This window comes from Flavobacterium arabinosi (assembly GCF_048158725.1).
GTDB lineage: Bacteria > Bacteroidota > Bacteroidia > Flavobacteriales > Flavobacteriaceae > Flavobacterium > Flavobacterium arabinosi.
The window spans coordinates 23,287-41,902 of record NZ_JBLNKX010000001.1; the positions used below are offsets into that span (position 1 = coordinate 23,287).

General features: G+C 33.0%; 14 protein-coding genes. 6 read left to right on the forward strand and 8 right to left on the reverse strand.

Going from position 1 to position 18,616, the window contains the following annotated elements:
- Positions 1-106 precede the first annotated feature (106 nt).
- The 5 genes from ACM55K_RS00115 to ACM55K_RS00135 all read left to right on the forward strand — a co-directional run bounded on the left by ACM55K_RS00115 (position 107) and on the right by ACM55K_RS00135 (position 7,314).
- Positions 107-586, forward strand: a complete 480-nt coding sequence (locus ACM55K_RS00115) for a GNAT family N-acetyltransferase (protein WP_416848206.1) — start codon at positions 107-109, stop codon at positions 584-586.
- A 29-nt stretch (positions 587-615) separates the two neighbouring features.
- The gene (locus tag ACM55K_RS00120; RefSeq protein WP_416848207.1) at positions 616-1,872 is read left to right on the forward strand and encodes an aspartate kinase; all 1,257 of its coding nucleotides are present in this window, start codon (positions 616-618) and stop codon (positions 1,870-1,872) included.
- Between the two features lie 84 nt (positions 1,873-1,956).
- Entirely contained in the window at positions 1,957-5,388 is a 3,432-nt protein-coding gene (locus ACM55K_RS00125) for a hypothetical protein (protein ID WP_416848208.1), read from the forward strand.
- A gap of 85 nt (positions 5,389-5,473) precedes the next feature.
- Positions 5,474-6,067 (forward strand): hypothetical protein, encoded by a 594-nt coding sequence (locus tag ACM55K_RS00130; protein WP_416848209.1) that lies wholly within the window; start codon positions 5,474-5,476, stop codon positions 6,065-6,067.
- 173 nt (positions 6,068-6,240) lie between these two features.
- Positions 6,241-7,314: a glycosyltransferase gene (locus ACM55K_RS00135; protein ID WP_416848210.1), complete on the forward strand. Its 1,074-nt coding sequence runs from the start codon at positions 6,241-6,243 to the stop codon at positions 7,312-7,314.
- Positions 7,315-7,422: 108 nt separating this feature from the next.
- Here the strand turns inward: ACM55K_RS00135 and phoU are convergent, their stop codons facing one another.
- From phoU to ACM55K_RS00175, 8 genes are all read right to left on the reverse strand, one after another.
- Entirely contained in the window at positions 7,423-8,100 is a 678-nt protein-coding gene (gene phoU, locus ACM55K_RS00140; protein ID WP_416848211.1) for a phosphate signaling complex protein PhoU, read from the reverse strand.
- A gap of 77 nt (positions 8,101-8,177) precedes the next feature.
- Complete coding sequence (gene pstB, locus ACM55K_RS00145) at positions 8,178-8,936, reverse strand: phosphate ABC transporter ATP-binding protein PstB (protein ID WP_416848212.1); 759 nt, start codon at positions 8,934-8,936, stop codon at positions 8,178-8,180.
- Between the two features lie 42 nt (positions 8,937-8,978).
- Positions 8,979-9,923, reverse strand: a complete 945-nt coding sequence (pstA, locus tag ACM55K_RS00150) for a phosphate ABC transporter permease PstA (RefSeq protein ID WP_416848213.1) — start codon at positions 9,921-9,923, stop codon at positions 8,979-8,981.
- 2 nt (positions 9,924-9,925) lie between these two features.
- Entirely contained in the window at positions 9,926-11,173 is a 1,248-nt protein-coding gene (pstC, locus tag ACM55K_RS00155; protein WP_416848214.1) for a phosphate ABC transporter permease subunit PstC, read from the reverse strand.
- Positions 11,174-11,248: 75 nt separating this feature from the next.
- Complete coding sequence (locus tag ACM55K_RS00160; RefSeq protein ID WP_416848215.1) at positions 11,249-12,082, reverse strand: phosphate ABC transporter substrate-binding protein; 834 nt, start codon at positions 12,080-12,082, stop codon at positions 11,249-11,251.
- 36 nt (positions 12,083-12,118) lie between these two features.
- On the reverse strand, positions 12,119-13,411 hold the full coding sequence (locus tag ACM55K_RS00165) for a porin (protein ID WP_416848216.1): 1,293 nt from the start codon (positions 13,409-13,411) through the stop codon (positions 12,119-12,121).
- A gap of 143 nt (positions 13,412-13,554) precedes the next feature.
- Positions 13,555-14,682, reverse strand: a complete 1,128-nt coding sequence (locus ACM55K_RS00170; RefSeq protein WP_416848217.1) for a sensor histidine kinase — start codon at positions 14,680-14,682, stop codon at positions 13,555-13,557.
- 67 nt (positions 14,683-14,749) lie between these two features.
- Positions 14,750-15,433, reverse strand: a complete 684-nt coding sequence (locus tag ACM55K_RS00175) for a response regulator transcription factor (RefSeq protein WP_035669540.1) — start codon at positions 15,431-15,433, stop codon at positions 14,750-14,752.
- Positions 15,434-15,656: 223 nt separating this feature from the next.
- Here ACM55K_RS00175 and ACM55K_RS00180 point away from each other — a divergent pair, with 223 nt between their 5' ends.
- Positions 15,657-18,437 carry a TonB-dependent receptor gene (locus ACM55K_RS00180; protein WP_416848218.1) on the forward strand — a complete coding sequence of 927 codons (2,781 nt, stop codon included), beginning with the start codon at positions 15,657-15,659 and terminating at the stop codon, positions 18,435-18,437.
- Positions 18,438-18,616 lie beyond the last annotated feature (179 nt).

Here is an 18,616-nt window from a genome sequence, read left to right on the forward strand (position 1 = left end):
AATATTTACTTAGTTTGGCAGTATTGTATATTTGCTTATAAAATAGTTGAATAATGGGTAGAAAATGCTTTATTTTGAGCAATTCAACCATTAAAAATAAGAATATATGAATATCAGAAAAGGAAATCCCCAAGACATGGAAGCTGTTTTAGGACTTATTCAAGAGTTAGCAGACTTTGAAAAAGAGCCTGATGCAGTCCTTATCACGGTTGATGACTTAATTCGTGATGGTTTTGGTGCCACTCCTTTATTTCATGTTTTTGTAGCCGAGGTAGCATCAGAAATTGTGGGTATTGCTTTGTACTATTATCGTTATTCTACCTGGAAAGGAAAAATAATCCATCTGGAAGATTTAGTGGTAAAAGACAAAATGCGCGGAACAGGATTAGGCTATGCTTTGTATTCTGAAATCATCAAGCAAGGAAAAAGAGATAATGTTCGACGAATTGACTGGCATGTTCTTGACTGGAACACTCCTGCAATTGAATTTTATGAAAAATCAGGTGCAAAAGTACTAAGAGATTGGTACGTGGCACAAATGGATGAAGCAGGAATTAACTATTTTGTAGATAATAGATTGAAATAAAAATTACAAATTTTTTTGTTTAAAAAAGTATGAGAGTATTCAAATTTGGTGGTGCTTCTGTAAAAGATGCTGCGGGGATAAAAAACGTATATGACGTTTTACAAAAAGTAGGTTATGAGGATGTATTATTGGTTGTTTCTGCAATGGGAAAAACCACAAATGCCCTTGAATTAGTAATAAAAAACTATTTCGACAAGTCGGCTGAATTAAATTCATCCGTTCAAGAAGTAAAAAAATACCACAATCAAATTCTGATGGATTTGTTTGAAGAAGAAAAGCACGAAGTTTTTACTGCGGTAAACAATCAATTTTCTGACTTAGAATATTTTTTAGCGCATAATAAATCGCCAAATTATAATTTCGTTTACGATCAAATCGTAAGTTATGGTGAATTAATATCTACCATTGTCCTGAGCCATTTTATGAGCTTTATGGGAATAAAAACACAATGGCTAGATGTGCGGAATTTTATAAAAACCGATGCTAATTATAGAGACGCTGAAGTAGACTGGGAATTGACACAAAAGAATATTGCAAAAAACGTAAAAAGAAAAACATTAAATATTACTCAAGGTTTCTTGGGTTCTGACGAAAATAACTTCACCACCACTTTAGGTCGTGAAGGTTCTGATTATACTGCTGCGATTTTTGCTTATTGCCTAAATGCGGAAAGCGTAACCATCTGGAAAGATGTTCCCGGAGTTATGAATGCCGACCCTAGGTATTTTGAAAATGCAAGTTTACTGAACCAAATTTCATATCGTGAAGCGATTGAATTGGCTTTTTATGGCGCTACTGTTATTCACCCGAAAACCTTACAACCTTTGCAAAAAAAGGAAATTCCTTTGTTTGTTAAATCGTTTATTAATCCTTTATTACCCGGAACCCGTGTTGCCAAAGGTGCCGATTTAGAACCTTATTTACCTTGTTTTATTGTCAAAAGAAACCAACTCCTGATTTCGCTTTCATCGATAGATTTTTCGTTTATTATGGAAGAACACATCAGTGAAATTTTTGCTTTGTTTCACCAATTTAAAATAAAAGTAAATTTGATTCAAAATTCAGCTATAAGTTTCTCCGTATGTGTGGAAGACAAATTTGAGAATTTCAAAGATTTGAACGCCATTCTTTCGAAAAAATTCAAAGTTGATTTTGATGAAAATGTTACTTTATATACCATTAGACATTTCAATGATAAAGCAGCAGAAACTGTTGAAGAGAACAAAACTGTTTTATTGAAACAAGTGAGCCGCGAGACCATGCAGATAGTAACGAAAGAAAGTTAGAAAATCTTTTCATCGTAAAGTCTCGACTTGTACTTATTGTTTTACAGAATACACTACTTTTGATGCATAGACGTTATACAATCTATGTTGAAAAAAGTAGTGTTTTTTTTTTTAATAGTGTGTTTTTCCGGACTTCAAGCCCAGGAAACTAACTCGTTATACAAAACCAAAAAAATCCCCGCTATTCGCGACACCATTCATCTTGAAAATCAAAGCATCAATTCTAGTTTCTTCAAAGTGCTTGACGCCAATGAAAAACCAATAGACACCGTTTTTTATAAAATAAATTTCCAAAAATCTTTCTTGGTTTTTAAAGGAAATCCCACTCAACCTTCCGATTCTATAACGATTCACTATCTCAAACTTCCAGAAATTCTAACCAAAGAATATCGTATTTATGATTCAAGCCGAATAGTAAGCAACGAAGCTGCTTCAGGGAATTTATATAAAATTGAAACTGATCCAGTTAAAAAAAATATCCCTTTTGACGGATTAAATACTTCCGGAAGTATCACGCGTGGCGTTACTATTGGCAACAATCAAAACACGGTTTTAAATTCGAATCTGGATTTACAAATCACAGGAAAACTATCCGAGAAAGTGAGCCTGAGGGCTTCATTGCAAGACAGCAATATTCCGTTGCAAGATGGAGGTTATTCCCAGAAGTTAGACCAGTTTGACAATGTTTTCATGGAGCTTTTTAGTGACAAATGGAATATTAGAGCCGGAGATGTTTTTCTTGAAAACAAAAAAACACAATTCCTCAATTTCAATAAAAAAGTTCAGGGCCTCGCCACTAATTTCGATTTTGGAACTGAAGACAGGAAAACCAATGTTTTTGCATCGGTAGCTTTAGTGAAAGGACAATATGCCAAAAGTAATTTTGTTGGTCAGGAAGGCAATCAGGGTCCCTATAAATTAAAAGGTCAAAATGGCGAATTGTATGTTCTCGTTATTTCAGGTTCGGAACGGGTTTATGTAAACGGCATTTTACTGAAACGAGGCGAAAACAATGACTACACCATCGACTATAATGCTGGAGAAATCTTGTTTACTCCGCTTTTTACCATTACCTCGGAAATGCGAATCGTTATCGAATACCAATATTCAGACCGGAATTACTCTCGATTTGTCACCTATGCCGGAGCTTCGCACGAAAATGAGAAATGGAGTTTTGGAGGCTATTTATACTCCGAAAGTGATTTAAAAAACCAGCCTTTACAACAAAATCTTTCTCCAGAACAAGCCCAAATTTTAGTGAATGCCGGTGACAATCCGAATTTGATGACGGCACCTTCCGCTTATGCAGATTCGTATTCGGATAACAAAGTATTGTACCAAAAAATAACACTCAATTCTGTTGAAATTTTCGAATATTCGAACAATCCCGAAGACGAACTCTTCAATGTTCGATTTACTTTTATTGGGACCAATAAGGGGAATTATATCTTGAAAAACTCATCGGCCAATGGCCGAATTTATGAATACATCCAGCCAATTAATGCTATTCCGCAAGGAAATTATGAACCTATAATACAATTAGTTTCTCCAACGAAAATTCAAGTGGCAACATTTTTAGGAAAGTATAAACCAACAGAAAAAACAGCCTTTGATTATGAAATAGGAATCAGTAACAATGATAAAAATATTTTCTCCTCTACAGATGATTCTGATAACCGTGGCTTGGCAGCCAAAATAAATGCCAAACAACGCTTATTTTCAAAAAAATGGAATGTGGACGCTTTTGCCAGTTATCAATTTATCCAGAAAAATTTCAAATCTGTGGAACGTCTTTACAGCATTGAATTTGATCGAGATTGGAATTTAGGAATTACTACCACGGGAAATCAAAGTTTGCTGGTTTCTGGCCTACATTTCGAATTAAATCCAAAAGAAAATTCCCAGAACAAAGGACTGCTAAACTATCAATTTGAAAAACTAGATTTCTCGGAAAGCTTTTCTGGCAGCAGACACAGTATAGATGCAGCATTTAAATTAAAAAATTGGACCATTCAAAATCATGGCAGTTTCTTAAAAAGCGATGGAATTGAAACTGCTTCTAAATTTTATAGAAACCAAACGCAAGCTCGTTTTCATTTTAATACCAACTGGATTGGGACCCATCTTAGATTAGAAGATAATCAGGAAACGTTTAAAACGACCAATCAATTTTCGGCTTTAAGCCAAAGGTTTACTGAGTATAGTTTTTTTACCGGACGAGGCGACAGTACTAAAGTTTTTGTAGAATTAGGCTATTTGAGACGAAAAAATGACAGCTTACAAAATGGATTCATCCAACGTGTAAATGCATCGCAAACGTTCTATTTGAAATCAAAATTAATTCAAACAAAGAAAAGTGATTTAACCGCTTATGTAAATTATAGAGTACTAAATTTTGCTGATGCCACTAAGAAAAAAGAATCATCACTAAATTCCAGAATAGTGTATTCAGACCGTTTTTTTAATCAATTGATTCAAAGTATGACTGTTTATGAAAACAATTCAGGAAGTATTCCACAGCAGGAATTTACGTATTTGGAAGTTCCGGCAGGACAAGGCGTTTATACCTGGAATGATTATAATAGCAACGAAATTCAGGAATTACAAGAGTTTGAAATTGCCCCATTTATCGACCAAGCCAAATACATTCGGATATTCTTACCGAATCGAATTTACATAAAAACACATCAAAACAAGTTCTCACAATCCGTAACCATAAATCCAAATCAATGGCAAAATGAACTTGGATTAAAAAAATTACTATCCTATTTTTATAATCAAACCTCCTTTATAATTGATCGAAAAATAAAAAGCGAAGGTGATAATTTCGAATTAAATCCTTTTAGTTCTTCCAAAGAAAATGTGCTGGGATTGAATTCCAGTTTCAGGAATAGTTTGTTTTATAATCGAGGGAAACAAAAACATTCCATTACGTATTCCTATTTGCAAAATCAAACAAAAAATTTATTATCAATAGGAACTCAAGAAGCAAAAAACAGTTCACATCAACTACAATATACCAACTTATACAAGAAAAGCTGGCTGTTTAATTTTTTCGCAAAAACAATCCAAACTGCTATTAAATCTGAAAATTTTCCCGAAAAAAATTATAGTATCAGTGGCTATCAATTGGCTCCAAAAATCAGTTATTTATTCTCCAAAAATACCAGTTGGGATCTATTTTATGAGTTACAAAACAAAGAAAATCAAATTGGAAGTTCAGAAACGCTACTTCAAAATCGATTGGGAACTTCGTTTTCTTATGCGGGCGATAAAAAAATCACCATCAATGGAGAAGTTTCCTTTTACCAAAATAAATTTAAAGGAAATGAATTCTCTTCGGTAGGATTTCAAATGCTCGAAGGATTGCAAACGGGTCAAAACTTAACTTGGAGATTATTGTTACAAAAAAACCTGACCCAATTTTTGGATATAAATTTAAATTACCAAGGTCGAAAGAGTGAATCCAGCCAGACCATTCACACAGGAAACGTACAATTGAGAGCTTATTTCTAGACTATTAGCTAAATTTTAAGAAAAAAATTCTTAAATTTATTCTGAAATTAAATTTAAGAATCCTAACTTTAAAAACACAGACATCATGAAAAAATTATTGTTATTATGTTTTGTATTTATTTTATCTGGAAACCTTTATGCACAACAAACTGCCGCAGAAAAGAAAGCTGAAAAAGCAAAAATTGAAAAAGCTACCAAGGCAAAAAAAGAATCTCAAGTAAAAGCTGCTAAAGCAAAAAGCGACGTAAAAGGTAAGACTGCTAAAGCCGAAAGTGAAGCCAAAGAAGCAAAAAAGAAAGTTACTAAAGCAAAAAGCGATGTAAAAGCTAAAGAACAAGCCGCGAAAGCAAAAAGCGACGTAAAAGGTAAGACTGCTAAAGCCGAAAGTGAAGCTAAAGAAGCAAAAGAGAAAGTTACTAATGCAAAAAGCGATGTAAAAGCTAAAGCAAAAGAACAGAAGGTTGCTAAAGAAAAAGCTGCAGCGATCAATGAAAAAGCTATTAAAACGGAAAAAAAGGCGAAAAAAACTGCAGTAAAAGTTAAAGAAACCACAGAAAAAGCTCCAACTGTACCCGACAGAATAACAGGAGAATACAATGGTAAAAAAGTATATACCGGTCCTAGAGGTGGAAAATATTACATCAATAAAAATGGTAATAAAACCTATATTCAAGAGTAATATTTTAAATCTAATTTTAAAAAGGGGCTGTTCAAAATGATCAGCCTCTTTCTATTTAACAAATTGCTCCTTACATTTACCGAAATAAATTAATAGTTTAGTAATGCGCTCGAAATATAAAAAACCGCTTCATTGAGTAACTTTCAAATTTAAACAACGAACCTTATCGCTAAATGAATTTGAACACTAACAATAAGACTATTTTGATTGCTCCATTAAATTGGGGACTGGGTCATGCTACCCGATGCATCCCAATTATTAAGGCGCTACAAGACAATAATTACATCCCAATAATCGCTTCTGATGGTATTGCTCTGGAATTATTGCGAAAAGAATTTCCATATCTAAAAATACTGGAATTACCCTCATACGAAATAGAATATTCGAAAAATGGTAAAAATTTCAAATGGAAATTATTGCAAAATTGCCCAAAAATGATTGAAGCCATTTGGGCTGAAAAAAAATTAGTAAAAAAATGGATTAAGAAATATTCCATTGAAGGTGTGATATCTGATAATCGACTTGGCGTATTTAGTAAAAAGGTGCCTTCAGTATTTATGACGCATCAATTGAACGTGATGACCGGAAATACCACTTGGATTACCAGTATGCTCCATCAGCATATTATAAAAAAATATGCTGAATGCTGGATCCCAGACTTGGAAGAAACTCCAAATTTGACAGGCAAATTAGGACATATAAAAAAGGCTGATTTTGTGACAAAATACATTGGACCATTAAGCCGATTGCATAAACGCGAGACTCCAAAAAAATATGATTTGATGGTTATTTTATCTGGACCAGAACCGCAACGGGGTATGTTGGAAGATAAATTAAAGACTGAAGTATTGAAATATAATGGGAATGTAGTTTTTATAAAAGGGATAATAGAAAAAGACCAAATAAAGGAACAAATAGAGAATATCACCTATTATAATTTCATGAATACGAGACAACTTGAACAAACTTTTAACGAAAGTGATACTGTACTATGCAGGTCAGGGTATACAACCATTATGGATTTGGCTAAACTGGATAAAAAAGCTTTTTTTATTCCTACTCCCGGCCAATATGAACAAGAATATCTAGCAAAAAAACTAAAAAAAGAAGGATTGGTTCCATATATCGAGCAAAACAACTTTAGAATTGAAAACCTTGAAGAAATTGAGTCATACAAGGGACTTCCACGATTAGACACTGCATTAGACTGGAAAGCATTGTTTCAGGTTTTTGAATTGAATCAATAGTTCCAATTTATTTTACAATCAAAAAACACCCTAATTATATACTTTGAAAGTAATGCAATTAGGGTGTTTTTATAAAAATCTATAACTTAATAGATTATCAGTATCAGATTAATCCTCTGATTTCTTATCTCCAAATTTTTCGTGTTTGATGATTTTGGCATTAATCATAAAATAAACATACTCCGCAATATTCGTACAATGCTCAGAAATACGCTCTAAATGTTTTAAAACAATCACTAGATTCGTCCCTGAAACTACCGTCTTAGAATTTGACTTCATTTCATTGATGATATTATGTATCGCTTCATCACATTCATTTTTTATGGTATTGTTCAAAATAAAAATTTCCCCAATGGTATTTTCATTACGAGTCAAGAAACATTCATTCGTTTTTATGGTAATCACCTCAACTTGTCTGGCTATATCCGAAATATTAAACTTAACAATTAAGTCATGTTTATCTTTAATATTCTTAGCCTTTTTTATGATGCTTATCGCCAAATCACCTATTCTTTCTATCTCATTACTAATTTGCATGGCAGACATAATAAAACGCAAATCAGAAGCGACTGGCTGTTGCAAAGCAAAAATGCTTTGACAAATTTCATCAATCTTTACATCTAATTTATCAATCTTATTTTCTGTTTTTTTTATTTCCTTACCTTCTGCCACAGGTTCTGACAGCAAAGAATTTACGGATCCACTCACTTGATTTTCTGCAAGTTTACCAATTTTAATGATTATATTCTTTAGTTTTTCTAGTTCTATTTCAAAGTGTGATGCCATGTTTTATTATTTAAAAATTAAAAGATTAAAAAATCAAAATACGCTTTTAGAAAGTCTATTTCTATTTATATTACCTTTTATCCAAATCTTCCTGTGATATAATCTTCAGTCTGTTTTTGTTCTGGTTTGGTAAATATAGTATTAGTTTTACCCATTTCAATCAATTCACCCATATAAAAAAATCCTGTATAATCACTGGTTCTTGCTGCTTGCTGCATGTTATGGGTAACAATTATTATTGTATACTGCTCTTTCAACTCATGAACTAATTCCTCTATTTTTGAAGTAGAAATAGGATCCAATGCACTCGCAGGTTCATCCATAAGAATAATATCCGGGCTTACCGCCAAAGTTCTGGCAATACACAAACGCTGTTGTTGTCCCCCTGAAAGACCCAATGCTGAATCATCTAAACGATCTTTCAATTCATCCCAAATAGCAGCCTGGCGCAATGAAGTTTCAACGATTTCATTTAACTGTGCTTTGTCTTTTATCCCATTGATTTTAGGACCATAGGCAATATTTTCATAAATAGATTTTGGGAAAGGGTTTGACTTTTGAAAAACCATTCCGATTTTTTTTCTGATATTAACAACATCTACGTCTTTATTGTAAATATCCACCCCTTCTACAAGCATACTGCCCGTAATTTTTACACTCGGAATAAGATCATTCATTCTATTGATACATCTCAAAAAAGTAGATTTACCACATCCCGAAGGCCCTATTAATGCCGTCACTTTATTCGCAGGGATTTGCATTGAAATTTCCTTTAAGGCCTTTTTATCACCATAATATAACGATAAATCCTTAACCTCTATTTTTATATCTCTCATGTTTTCTTTATTAAATCTAAAAAAATTATGTTGTCTTTGAAATTATTTTGCTCTTCTTCTAATTCTTGATCTGATAATTACCGCCACCAGATTTAATGATAAAGTAAGGATTAACAATACTAATGTGGTTGCGAACTGAATAGGCATTGTTTTCTCTACATCCGAAGATTGTGTAGACATGATGTAAACATGATATCCCAGATTCATAAATTGATCGCTCAAAGACTCTGGCAAAGTGGCTAAATAATAGGCCGCTCCTGTAAATAAAATAGGCGCTACTTCTCCTGCACCTCTACTCACAGCAAGAATAGTTCCTGTCATAATTCCGGAAATAGAACCTGGAAAAACTACTTTTTTAATAGTTTGCCATTTTGTTGCTCCTAATGCTAAACTGGCCTCGCGCAACTCACGAGGAATTGTTTTTAACGCTTCTTCAACAGAAACGATAATCACTGGAAGTGTGAGCAATGCCATAGTCAAACTTGCCCAAAGAATATTAGGCTGTCCCCAATGCAATTTACCATCATTGAAAGCTGAATCCATTCCTGTCCCAACAAATTGGATAAAAAATCCAAGTCCGAAAAGACCAAAAATAATAGAAGGCACTACTGCCAATGTCCGAATTGAAAATCGTACTGCTGCAGCAAATTTTGAATTTTCTTTGGCATATTCCGTTAAATAAATGGCTGTTATTGTACCAAAAGGAACTGCAGCTATTGACATGACAATTACTAATATAAAAGTCCCAATCAAAGCAGGAAAAATACCTCCTTTGGTCATTCCGTCCGTTGGAAAAGAACTGATAAATTCCCATGAAAATTTTTCACGCCCTTGATAAATAATAATACCTAAAATTATAAATAAGATAGCAATAATTAAAAGAACTGCGATTTGTGTCAATCCTACAACTGCGTTTTCTTTTATATTCCCACCCGTTTTTTTAGTCTTATAAAACGAGTCTTCTGATACACTGATTGCTTTTTCCATGTTTATTTACCTTGGAATTTTTTGATTAATTTTCCTTTAACATAAAATTCTGCCACTGCATTTAATATAAATGAAAAAATGAAAAGCAAAGACCCAATAAAAAACAACACGCTGTAATGGGTTTCCCCAAAAACAGTCTCCGCCATTTCTGAACCAATTGTTGCCGCAAAAGTACGTACACTTTCAAAAGGATTTGCAGACAAAAGTGCTGCATTCCCTGTTGCCATCAATGCAATCATAGTTTCTCCAAAAACTCTACCTATACCTAACAAAATAGCAGCAAAAATACCTGGAGTTGCAGCAGGAAGAATCACAAAAAATGCAGTTTGTGCCTTACTCGCTCCCAGCGCTAAACTGGCCTCAGTAAATGTTTTAGGGACTGCAGATAAGGCATCTTCTGAAATGGTATAAATAATTGGAATAGCTGCTAATGCCATAGCAACACCTCCTATAAAAGCATTCAATCGCGAATCATATCCAAAAATATCTTGAAAAAAAGTGGCCAAAACCATCATCGCAAAAAAACCAATTACCACTGATGGAAATGCCGCTAACATTTCGATAATAGGTTTTATGATTTCCTTTCTCCTATTCGAAGCAAAACAAGAAGTGTAAACCGCTGCTAATATTGCCAAAGGACCTGCAATCAACATGGCAATTATAGTAACTTTTAAAGTTCCAACAAGTAATGCTAATAAACCAAAACGTGGATTATCGGAAACGGGAACCCATTCTGTAGAGAAAAAAGTACTCCAAGTTTTATCAGCTCCTTCTTTATTTTCTGTAACTTTTTCGTCAATAACAACTTCCTGATCCGTTGCTGTTTCTGGGTTCAAATCTTCGGTTGGAGCCCCATAAGTTTCAGGTTCTAGCTCTTCCGAAGTTTGTGTTTCTTGAGCTACTGGATTTAAATCTTCAGTAGGCGCTCCATAGGTTTCAGGCTCTAGCTCTTCTGCAGGTGCTCCGTATGTCTCTGGGTGCATTTCTTCTGTTGAAGTTTCCGCTCCGTCGTAGCTTTCTACTTTTACATCCGAAGTAGTTTGTATTTCGGTTTTTACTTTGTCTTTTTTACCAAAACTAAATAACGGCATTGATTCTTTGAAAACAAAAATAAATATCAAAAAGATAATGGCTATCGACAAAAAAGCTATAAAAGAAATAACTTTCTCGGCGAGGAACTCTGAAAGTCTAAATTGTTTTTTCAAACTTTCTTTGGTGAAAATTTGTTTACTTGGAATTGGAGAATTCATTTAATTAATTTAAGAATTCATAAATTTTTAAAAAAAATCCCTCCATAATTAAAGAGAGGGATATTTTTATATTTTTTATTTTACGGGAAAATATCCTACTGTTACAATCATTTTTTGACCTTCTGGCCCCAAAATCCAATCTATAAAAGCCTTAGTATCACCTGTTGGCTTAGATTTCAAATACATGTACAAGTATCTTGAAATTGGATACGTTTTGTTTTTTATGGTTGCAGCAGTTGGCAAATATCCTTTACTTTTAGCGTCTTTCTTCACTTTACAATCTTTCACACCTTCAGCATAAGCAGCTCCGCCATATCCAATACTATATTTGTCTTTCTTTACTGCATTCACAATAGCTGCTGTTCCAGGTAAGGTTTGACAAGTAGGCGAAAAATCAGTTTTAACTACATGCTCTTTAAAAAATTCAAAAGTACCTGAACTACTTTCTCTGCCATACAATTGTATTTTGGCATCAGCTCCACCTACTTGTTTCCAGTTGGTTATTTTTCCGGAGAAAATATCACCTAACTGTTGTATTGTTAATTCTGAAACCGTATTTCCTTTGTTAAGGAAAACAGATAAACCATCTTTTGCACAAGCAATCTCGATAGCGCTTTTTTTGTATTTCGCTTTTATTTTTTCTAATTCAGACGGTTTTATTGGACGGCTTGAATTTGCGATATCTGTAGAACCATTGATTAATGCTGCAAGACCTACTCCTGATCCACCACCTGTTACTTGAATTGTTGTTTCTGGATGCTTTTTCATATATGCTTCAGCCCATTGTTGTGATAAAATCACCATCGTGTCTGAACCTTTAATTGTTATTTTACTCAAAGAAGTAAACGAATAGCCAATAGCCATTATGACCAATAATATCGCTGCAATTTTTAATTTTGTTGTTTTCATTGTTTTTAATTTAAGTAATGTTTTTATTATTTTTTATTAAAAGTTGAACTGAGCTTGTAATCGCAATAAATTTCCTCGTTGTCTGTTATTAGGTAGCGCACTATCTTCAAACGTTCTATCAGCAATTACCCACTCTGCTACCAATTCAAATGCTTTAATAGGCTGCCATTCTATTCCTAACTCGTAATCTCTTACCACATAGCTTCTGGCGTCTTTCTCAAATTTCTTTCCACCATCATAATATTGAAATTTGGCAAAAGGATAAATATATTGATGTTTAGGTAAGTCCCATTTGTAATTTAAGGTTACATACCCTCCTTCTAAATCAGAAGATTCTACGGTATTAGTCATTTTATCATAGCGAGGTCCTTTACCAATATTATATTCCGCCTGAACTCCGAATGGTTTAGGATAAAGAATAAACGAAGCCGCAACCCTTTGATCTAATGTATATAACTTATCTGATGTAGTTACTCCTGTAGAAAGCTCATTAGTAAAAGCCCATTTCCCAGTATACGCTTGTATACCCGTCTCTATAATTTGACCTCCTACCTCAAATGGATAACTTACCCTTGTCACTACATGTAAGTTTCTATTTGCTTCAGACTTGTTTGCAGTTTGCCCATTATATGCCCCAAATGCAAATACCCCATAATCTCCAGAACCTTTGTATCCATCTTTTACCAACATCGCAAAACGTTCTCTGATTTTACTTGGAGCCCAGTAAAAGAACACTCCTAAATCCCTTTCATTTGCAACGGCACTATTCAAGGCATCGTTACGGTCTAAGGTCAATCGGTTTTGACTCGATTGTAAGTTTTCAAATCCAAAAGGCACTTTACTTTGTCCAACTCTCACACGAAACTCTTTCTTGGCATCAAATGACAAATCAAAATACGCATCTCTAATTTGGGCAAAATTATTTATCCCAGTCGATGGCGAACTTGCAAAGTCCGGTTGAATATAAAAATATACATTAGGATGAATTTGTCCTGAAAACACAATACGGGCTCTTCTTATAAAAAGACCATTATTCGATTTTGCATCGATTGCTGTTGATGTAGTTCCCCAAGATTTGTCACACTGATCACATGAGACTTTGTCATTAGAAGAAAACAATCCGTTATATCTTACCTGCACGTAACCTCTGATACCTATATTATCGTACCAATGTTCTTTCTTAACCTTCGTTTTTTCTTCCGCTACATTTACTTTATTTATAGAATCCAAAACACGAACCACTTCTTTTGCAATTTCATCCTTCTTCACCTCTTGTGCATTGGCTATACATGATAAAACAACCAAACCTGCAAATAAAATTTTTTTCATCTTTATTATATGATTAATTTTTTTGCAAAGGTGATGCTAGTATGTTAAGCTAATGTTAACAAATTATTATGTTGGTGATAAATTATCGTTTCGCTAAGGCTATCGATCCTATTTGTAGGATTTTTTTACAATCATTTCCAGACTTACTGTTTTTTTAATTTATTGATTTTAAGACTTTTACTATATATTTCTTCAGGATTTAATTCTGGCTTTTTTAATCTGGCCTTCTCGATTGTAAAGGAAAATTCAGATCCAATTCCAAATTCACTTTCCACATATATTTTTTCTTTATGAGCTTCTATGATGTGTTTTACAATTGCTAATCCTAAACCTGACCCTCCTTCTGTACGGGAACCGCTTTTGTCTACTCTGTAAAAACGCTCAAAAAGCCTTGGTATATTTTGCTTCTCAATTCCTTCTCCATTATCAGTTATTCGAACCAAAACTTTTTTCTTGGTCAAATTGACAACGGCAACTTCGGTAAAACCACCTTCTCTACCATACTTTATGGAATTTACAATTAGATTCTCAACAACTTGTTGAATCTTGTCTTTATCTCCATGCACGATAATAGGCTGTATGTAATAATTTTCGAAAGCCAATGTGATTTTCTTTTTATCGGCTTTCATTTCCAATAAATCAAAAACGTTTTGTATCAATTCTACAATATCAAATTCAGAAAACTCCAGATTCAAATCACCTGATTCCAACTTTGTAATCATATCTAAATCTTCCACAATGTAGATTAATCGCTCTACTCCTTTCTCGGCACGTTTTAAATATTTTTTTCTAATATTTTTATCATCCATTGCTCCGTCTAGCAAAGTAGAAATATAACCTTGAACCGTAAACAAAGGTGTTTTAAGTTCATGTGAAACATTACCAAGAAATTCTCTTCGGTATTCTTCCCGAATCTGCAGCATTTCAATTTCCAGCTTTTTATCGGTGGCAAACTTCTTGACTTCTCGCGTCAAGGTTTCCATATCAGTTGTAATGGGCTGATTTATAAAAGTACTGGATTCCAATAGCGACACATCATCGTATATTTTTTTTACACGTCTGTAAATAAACCGTTCGACGCGATATTGCAAAACCAAAAAAGAAAATAAATAAATTATTAAGAGACAAACGATTCCAAACAGCAGCAAATTAGTTACTTTGGAACCAAAAAACAACAGTACCATTAACATGACAAATCCAGTAGCAAAAAGGCTAATGAACAAAGCAGATTTTATGGCAAACTTATAGGTTTTCTTAAAATTTATTTTCATCGATTTCACACCTCGCTTTCAAAGCAATTTGAATATTGTAATTTGTATTCTTATAAAAAAGGTGTACTTACACTTCAAATTTATACCCTACTCCTTTAATGGTTTTGAATAAATCTTCCCCTATTTTCTCTCGTAATTTTCTAATGTGAACATCTATGGTTCTTCCGCCAACTACGACTTCATTACCCCAGACTTTATCTAAAATTTCATCGCGCTTGAATACTTTTCCGGGCTTGGAAGCCAATAAATAGAACAATTCAAATTCTTTTCGAGGTAAGGCAATCTCCACATTATCTTTTCTTATTTTATATTCTTCCCGATTGATTTCGATTCCTCCTACATTAAGCGTTTCACTATTTTGTTCTTGTTCTTTCAAGCGTCTTAACAATGCTTTTACTTTACTGACTAATAGTTTTGGTTTGATAGGTTTTGTAATATAATCATCGGCACCTGCATCAAAACCAGCCACCTGAGAATAATCTTCACTTCTTGCTGTAAGAAAAGTAATGATTACATTATTCAGTTCCGGTATTTTTCTAATATTTTCACACGCTTCCATTCCATCCATCTCCGGCATCATTACATCCATTATAATAAGATCCGGCAATTCTTTTTTGGCTTTTATAATAGCTTCTTTTCCGTTTGCTGCAGTAAATATTTGATAGCCTTCCTGAGTAAGATTATACCCTACAATTTCCAAAATATCCGGTTCATCATCAACTAGTAAAATCTTTGTGTTTCTTTTTTTCATAATAGAAAAATTATATTAATCTGATGGAATTTACGCCTGAAATGCTCAGTGATTTTCAATTCCGATTGTAAATATAACAATAAAAGAACCGTTTAAAAATCACATTAACCGTAATTTAATATGTTAACGATTTATTAATGTTCACGAAACTAAATGGTAATAATCAAGTAACTTTTACTTTACAAAACAGGCATTACTTTGCATAAAAATAAAAAACACAAAAATGAAATTTAGAATATTGTTTATAGCATTGTTAATTACAACTTTTTCTTTTTCACAGAATAAAGGTACCGTTTCTGGAATCCTAACTGATAAAGATGCTAACAACCAATCATTGCCTTTTGCAAACGTACTTATAAAAGGAACCACCATAGGGACCAATACTGATATTGACGGTAAATATGCTATCACTATGACACCTGGAAATTATACTGTTCAATTCAGTTTCGTAGGATATGAATCTATAGAAATTCCCGTAACTATAATAGCAAATGAAACTGCAACTATAAATCAAGCGATTGGCTCAGGAAGTTACAAGCTGAAAGATGTTGTTATAAAATCTAATGTAAGCAGAGAAAAAGAAACTGCATTATTGCTTGACCAAAAACAAGCAGTGGTTATTAAACAAAGTATTGGCGCTCAAGAAATGGCTCGTAAAGGAGTTAGCGATGTTGAAGAAGGTTTGACAAAAATAACTGGAATTACAAAAGTTGACGGTAGAGGATTATTCATTAGAGGATTAGAGGACCGATATAATAATCTATTGATAAATGATTTACAATCCCCATCAAACAGCCCTTTCAAAAAAATCATCCCTTTGGATTTATTCCCAACGGATGTAGTAGGAGTTTTGAATATTTATAAAACTTTCAACCCTAACATTTCAGGTGATTTCGCTGGAGCAACGGTTAATATTGAAACACCTCAACCAAAAAACATCACTAAATTAAACATTGGTTTTGGCTACACTACAAACAATAATTTAGAGAAATTTCTACTATCAAACGATGCTAATTCTACAAACGGTACTTTAGGACTTATAGGTAAGGATAGAAAACTTTCAAGCATTTTTGGATCTGTTCCAGGCGGGAAAAAACTTTCTCCATCTGAATATGAAAATGCATACGGTAAAAATTCTTGGGATGTTGACGAAACAAAAAGCCCTCTGAACTCTAGTGTTGGATTTTTACATGCTCAAAAATTTAATCTTGAGAATGAAAGAAACATTAGCTATATCATGTCTTTTAATTTCGATAATAAATATTCTACAAGAGAAGGTGTTGACAGAACATTCAATCTTGGACAAGGAAATTATGACAACAATCTTTACAATACACAATACAGCTATCAAACCACCTTTTCTGGATTAGCAGGCTTGAAATATAAAACAAACCGATTGAATGTAAATTTAAATACATTCTTAATTAAAGCTACTGAAAGTAAAATTCAAGACCAATTAGGATATACTAATAGCTTAGCAAATCAAACCAATAATCTTATTAGGTTAAACCAATATGAAGAATCAAACTATTGGAACTCACAATTATTTGGCGACTATAAATTAACTGAAGATGGGAAACACAGTGTTAAAGCCGGAGGTTCTTACGTAAAAACATCTTTCCAACAACCAGATAGAAAATTCATTACAGGTATTAAAGTAAATGATAATGAAATAAATATGTCTTATGGCGGTAATAATTTGAATCGTCAATATCTTGACGTAAAGGGAAACTTTTATTATTCTTCGTTTTTAGAATATAATTTAAAATTTGGAAACAAAGAAGATTCAAATAAGTTATCAATAGGATACAACAGTTTTCTTAATGATATGCAATCTAGTTACCGTTTCTTTTCCGGAAGAAAAAATATTGAGAAAAACTACACTGCCAATTTAAACACTATAAGCGAAAACATCAATAACGATGTCAATAACGGAATTGTTTATGTGCAAGAAGAATCGAATGGAGATTATAAAGTAAAACTAAATCAGTTTGTAAATGCCGGATATTTCAATTTATTCTTGAACCTTGGAGAAAAATGGGATTTGAATGCAGGAATTAGAGCAGAGAGTTCTATTCGTGAAATAAAATACAGAGAACAAGGAGATCCTTTTGGAAGTGCTTACCGCAAAAAATCTGATGATAAACTTGACCTACTACCATCGATAAATGCAAAACGTATTTTAAACGACAATAGTAACTTACGATTATCATTAGCAAAAACAATAACTCGTCCTGTTGCTATGGAATTGTTACCAATAAATTACATCAACGCGGATGGAACTTCAGAAAGTGGAAATCCAAATTTAAAAGACAGCGAAAACTATAATGTAGATTTCAAATATGAATTATTTCCAAACAACAAAGAGTTATTTGCTGTGGGATTATTTGGAAAAATGATCAACAATCCAATTGAAAGAGTATTCAAACCAACTGCAAATAGTGGTGGACAAATCACAACTTTTAGAAACTCAGAACAAGCAGTTATTTTTGGAGCAGAAATAGAAATGCTTTTCCAATTAAGCAGAATTAGCGAATCACTTTCTAACTTTTCTCTAGGTTTCAATACGTCATTAATGAGCACTGATGTAAAAGTGGATCCTACTAAACAAGGAAACGAATTAGAAAACAGTACAAATCGTAAACTGCAAGGTGCTTCAAGTTGGTTAGTTAATTCTGATTTAAAGTATGACTTCATCCTTAATAAAGATTGGAAGAACTCAATGACATTAGTTTACAACGTTTATGGAGATAGAATTTTTGCGGTAGGTTCTTCGGGAATTGATCATATCTACGAAAAATCTTTCAGCAAATTAGATTTTGTTTGGTCTAATTCGATTTCAAAAAATATTGAACTTAAATTTGGTGTAGATAATATATTAAATCCAAGTTATAAAAAAGAACTGGGAAGCAAAAGCACGCTGAATATTTCAGAAAACTCTTTAATTGTAAGAGAATATAAAAAGGGTGTCGGGTTCTCCTTTAATATAGGATACACATTTTAAAAATGATAAAAAAAGAGCTGACATGGCTCTTTTTTTATTTTAAACAAGTAACATAAAGTTTACATGAAATTCATTGTTATATAATACTTTAATAACAATTACGTAACTAAATTAAAGAAGGTACAGTGTACTTTTGAATATAATAAATAACAAAAAAATTATAATTTTAAAATCATTAA

Coding starts and splice junctions, on each gene's coding strand:
- ACM55K_RS00115 (WP_416848206.1), top strand. CDS start 107: ATGAATATCAGAAAAGGAAATCCCCAAGACATGGAAGCTGTTTTAGGA.
- ACM55K_RS00120 (WP_416848207.1), top strand. CDS start 616: ATGAGAGTATTCAAATTTGGTGGTGCTTCTGTAAAAGATGCTGCGGGG.
- ACM55K_RS00125 (WP_416848208.1), top strand. CDS start 1,957: ATGTTGAAAAAAGTAGTGTTTTTTTTTTTAATAGTGTGTTTTTCCGGA.
- ACM55K_RS00130 (WP_416848209.1), top strand. CDS start 5,474: ATGAAAAAATTATTGTTATTATGTTTTGTATTTATTTTATCTGGAAAC.
- ACM55K_RS00135 (WP_416848210.1), top strand. CDS start 6,241: ATGAATTTGAACACTAACAATAAGACTATTTTGATTGCTCCATTAAAT.
- phoU (WP_416848211.1), bottom strand. CDS start 8,100: ATGGCATCACACTTTGAAATAGAACTAGAAAAACTAAAGAATATAATC.
- pstB (WP_416848212.1), bottom strand. CDS start 8,936: ATGAGAGATATAAAAATAGAGGTTAAGGATTTATCGTTATATTATGGT.
- pstA (WP_416848213.1), bottom strand. CDS start 9,923: ATGGAAAAAGCAATCAGTGTATCAGAAGACTCGTTTTATAAGACTAAA.
- pstC (WP_416848214.1), bottom strand. CDS start 11,173: ATGAATTCTCCAATTCCAAGTAAACAAATTTTCACCAAAGAAAGTTTG.
- ACM55K_RS00160 (WP_416848215.1), bottom strand. CDS start 12,082: ATGAAAACAACAAAATTAAAAATTGCAGCGATATTATTGGTCATAATG.
- ACM55K_RS00165 (WP_416848216.1), bottom strand. CDS start 13,411: ATGAAAAAAATTTTATTTGCAGGTTTGGTTGTTTTATCATGTATAGCC.
- ACM55K_RS00170 (WP_416848217.1), bottom strand. CDS start 14,682: ATGAAAATAAATTTTAAGAAAACCTATAAGTTTGCCATAAAATCTGCT.
- ACM55K_RS00175 (WP_035669540.1), bottom strand. CDS start 15,433: ATGAAAAAAAGAAACACAAAGATTTTACTAGTTGATGATGAACCGGAT.
- ACM55K_RS00180 (WP_416848218.1), top strand. CDS start 15,657: ATGAAATTTAGAATATTGTTTATAGCATTGTTAATTACAACTTTTTCT.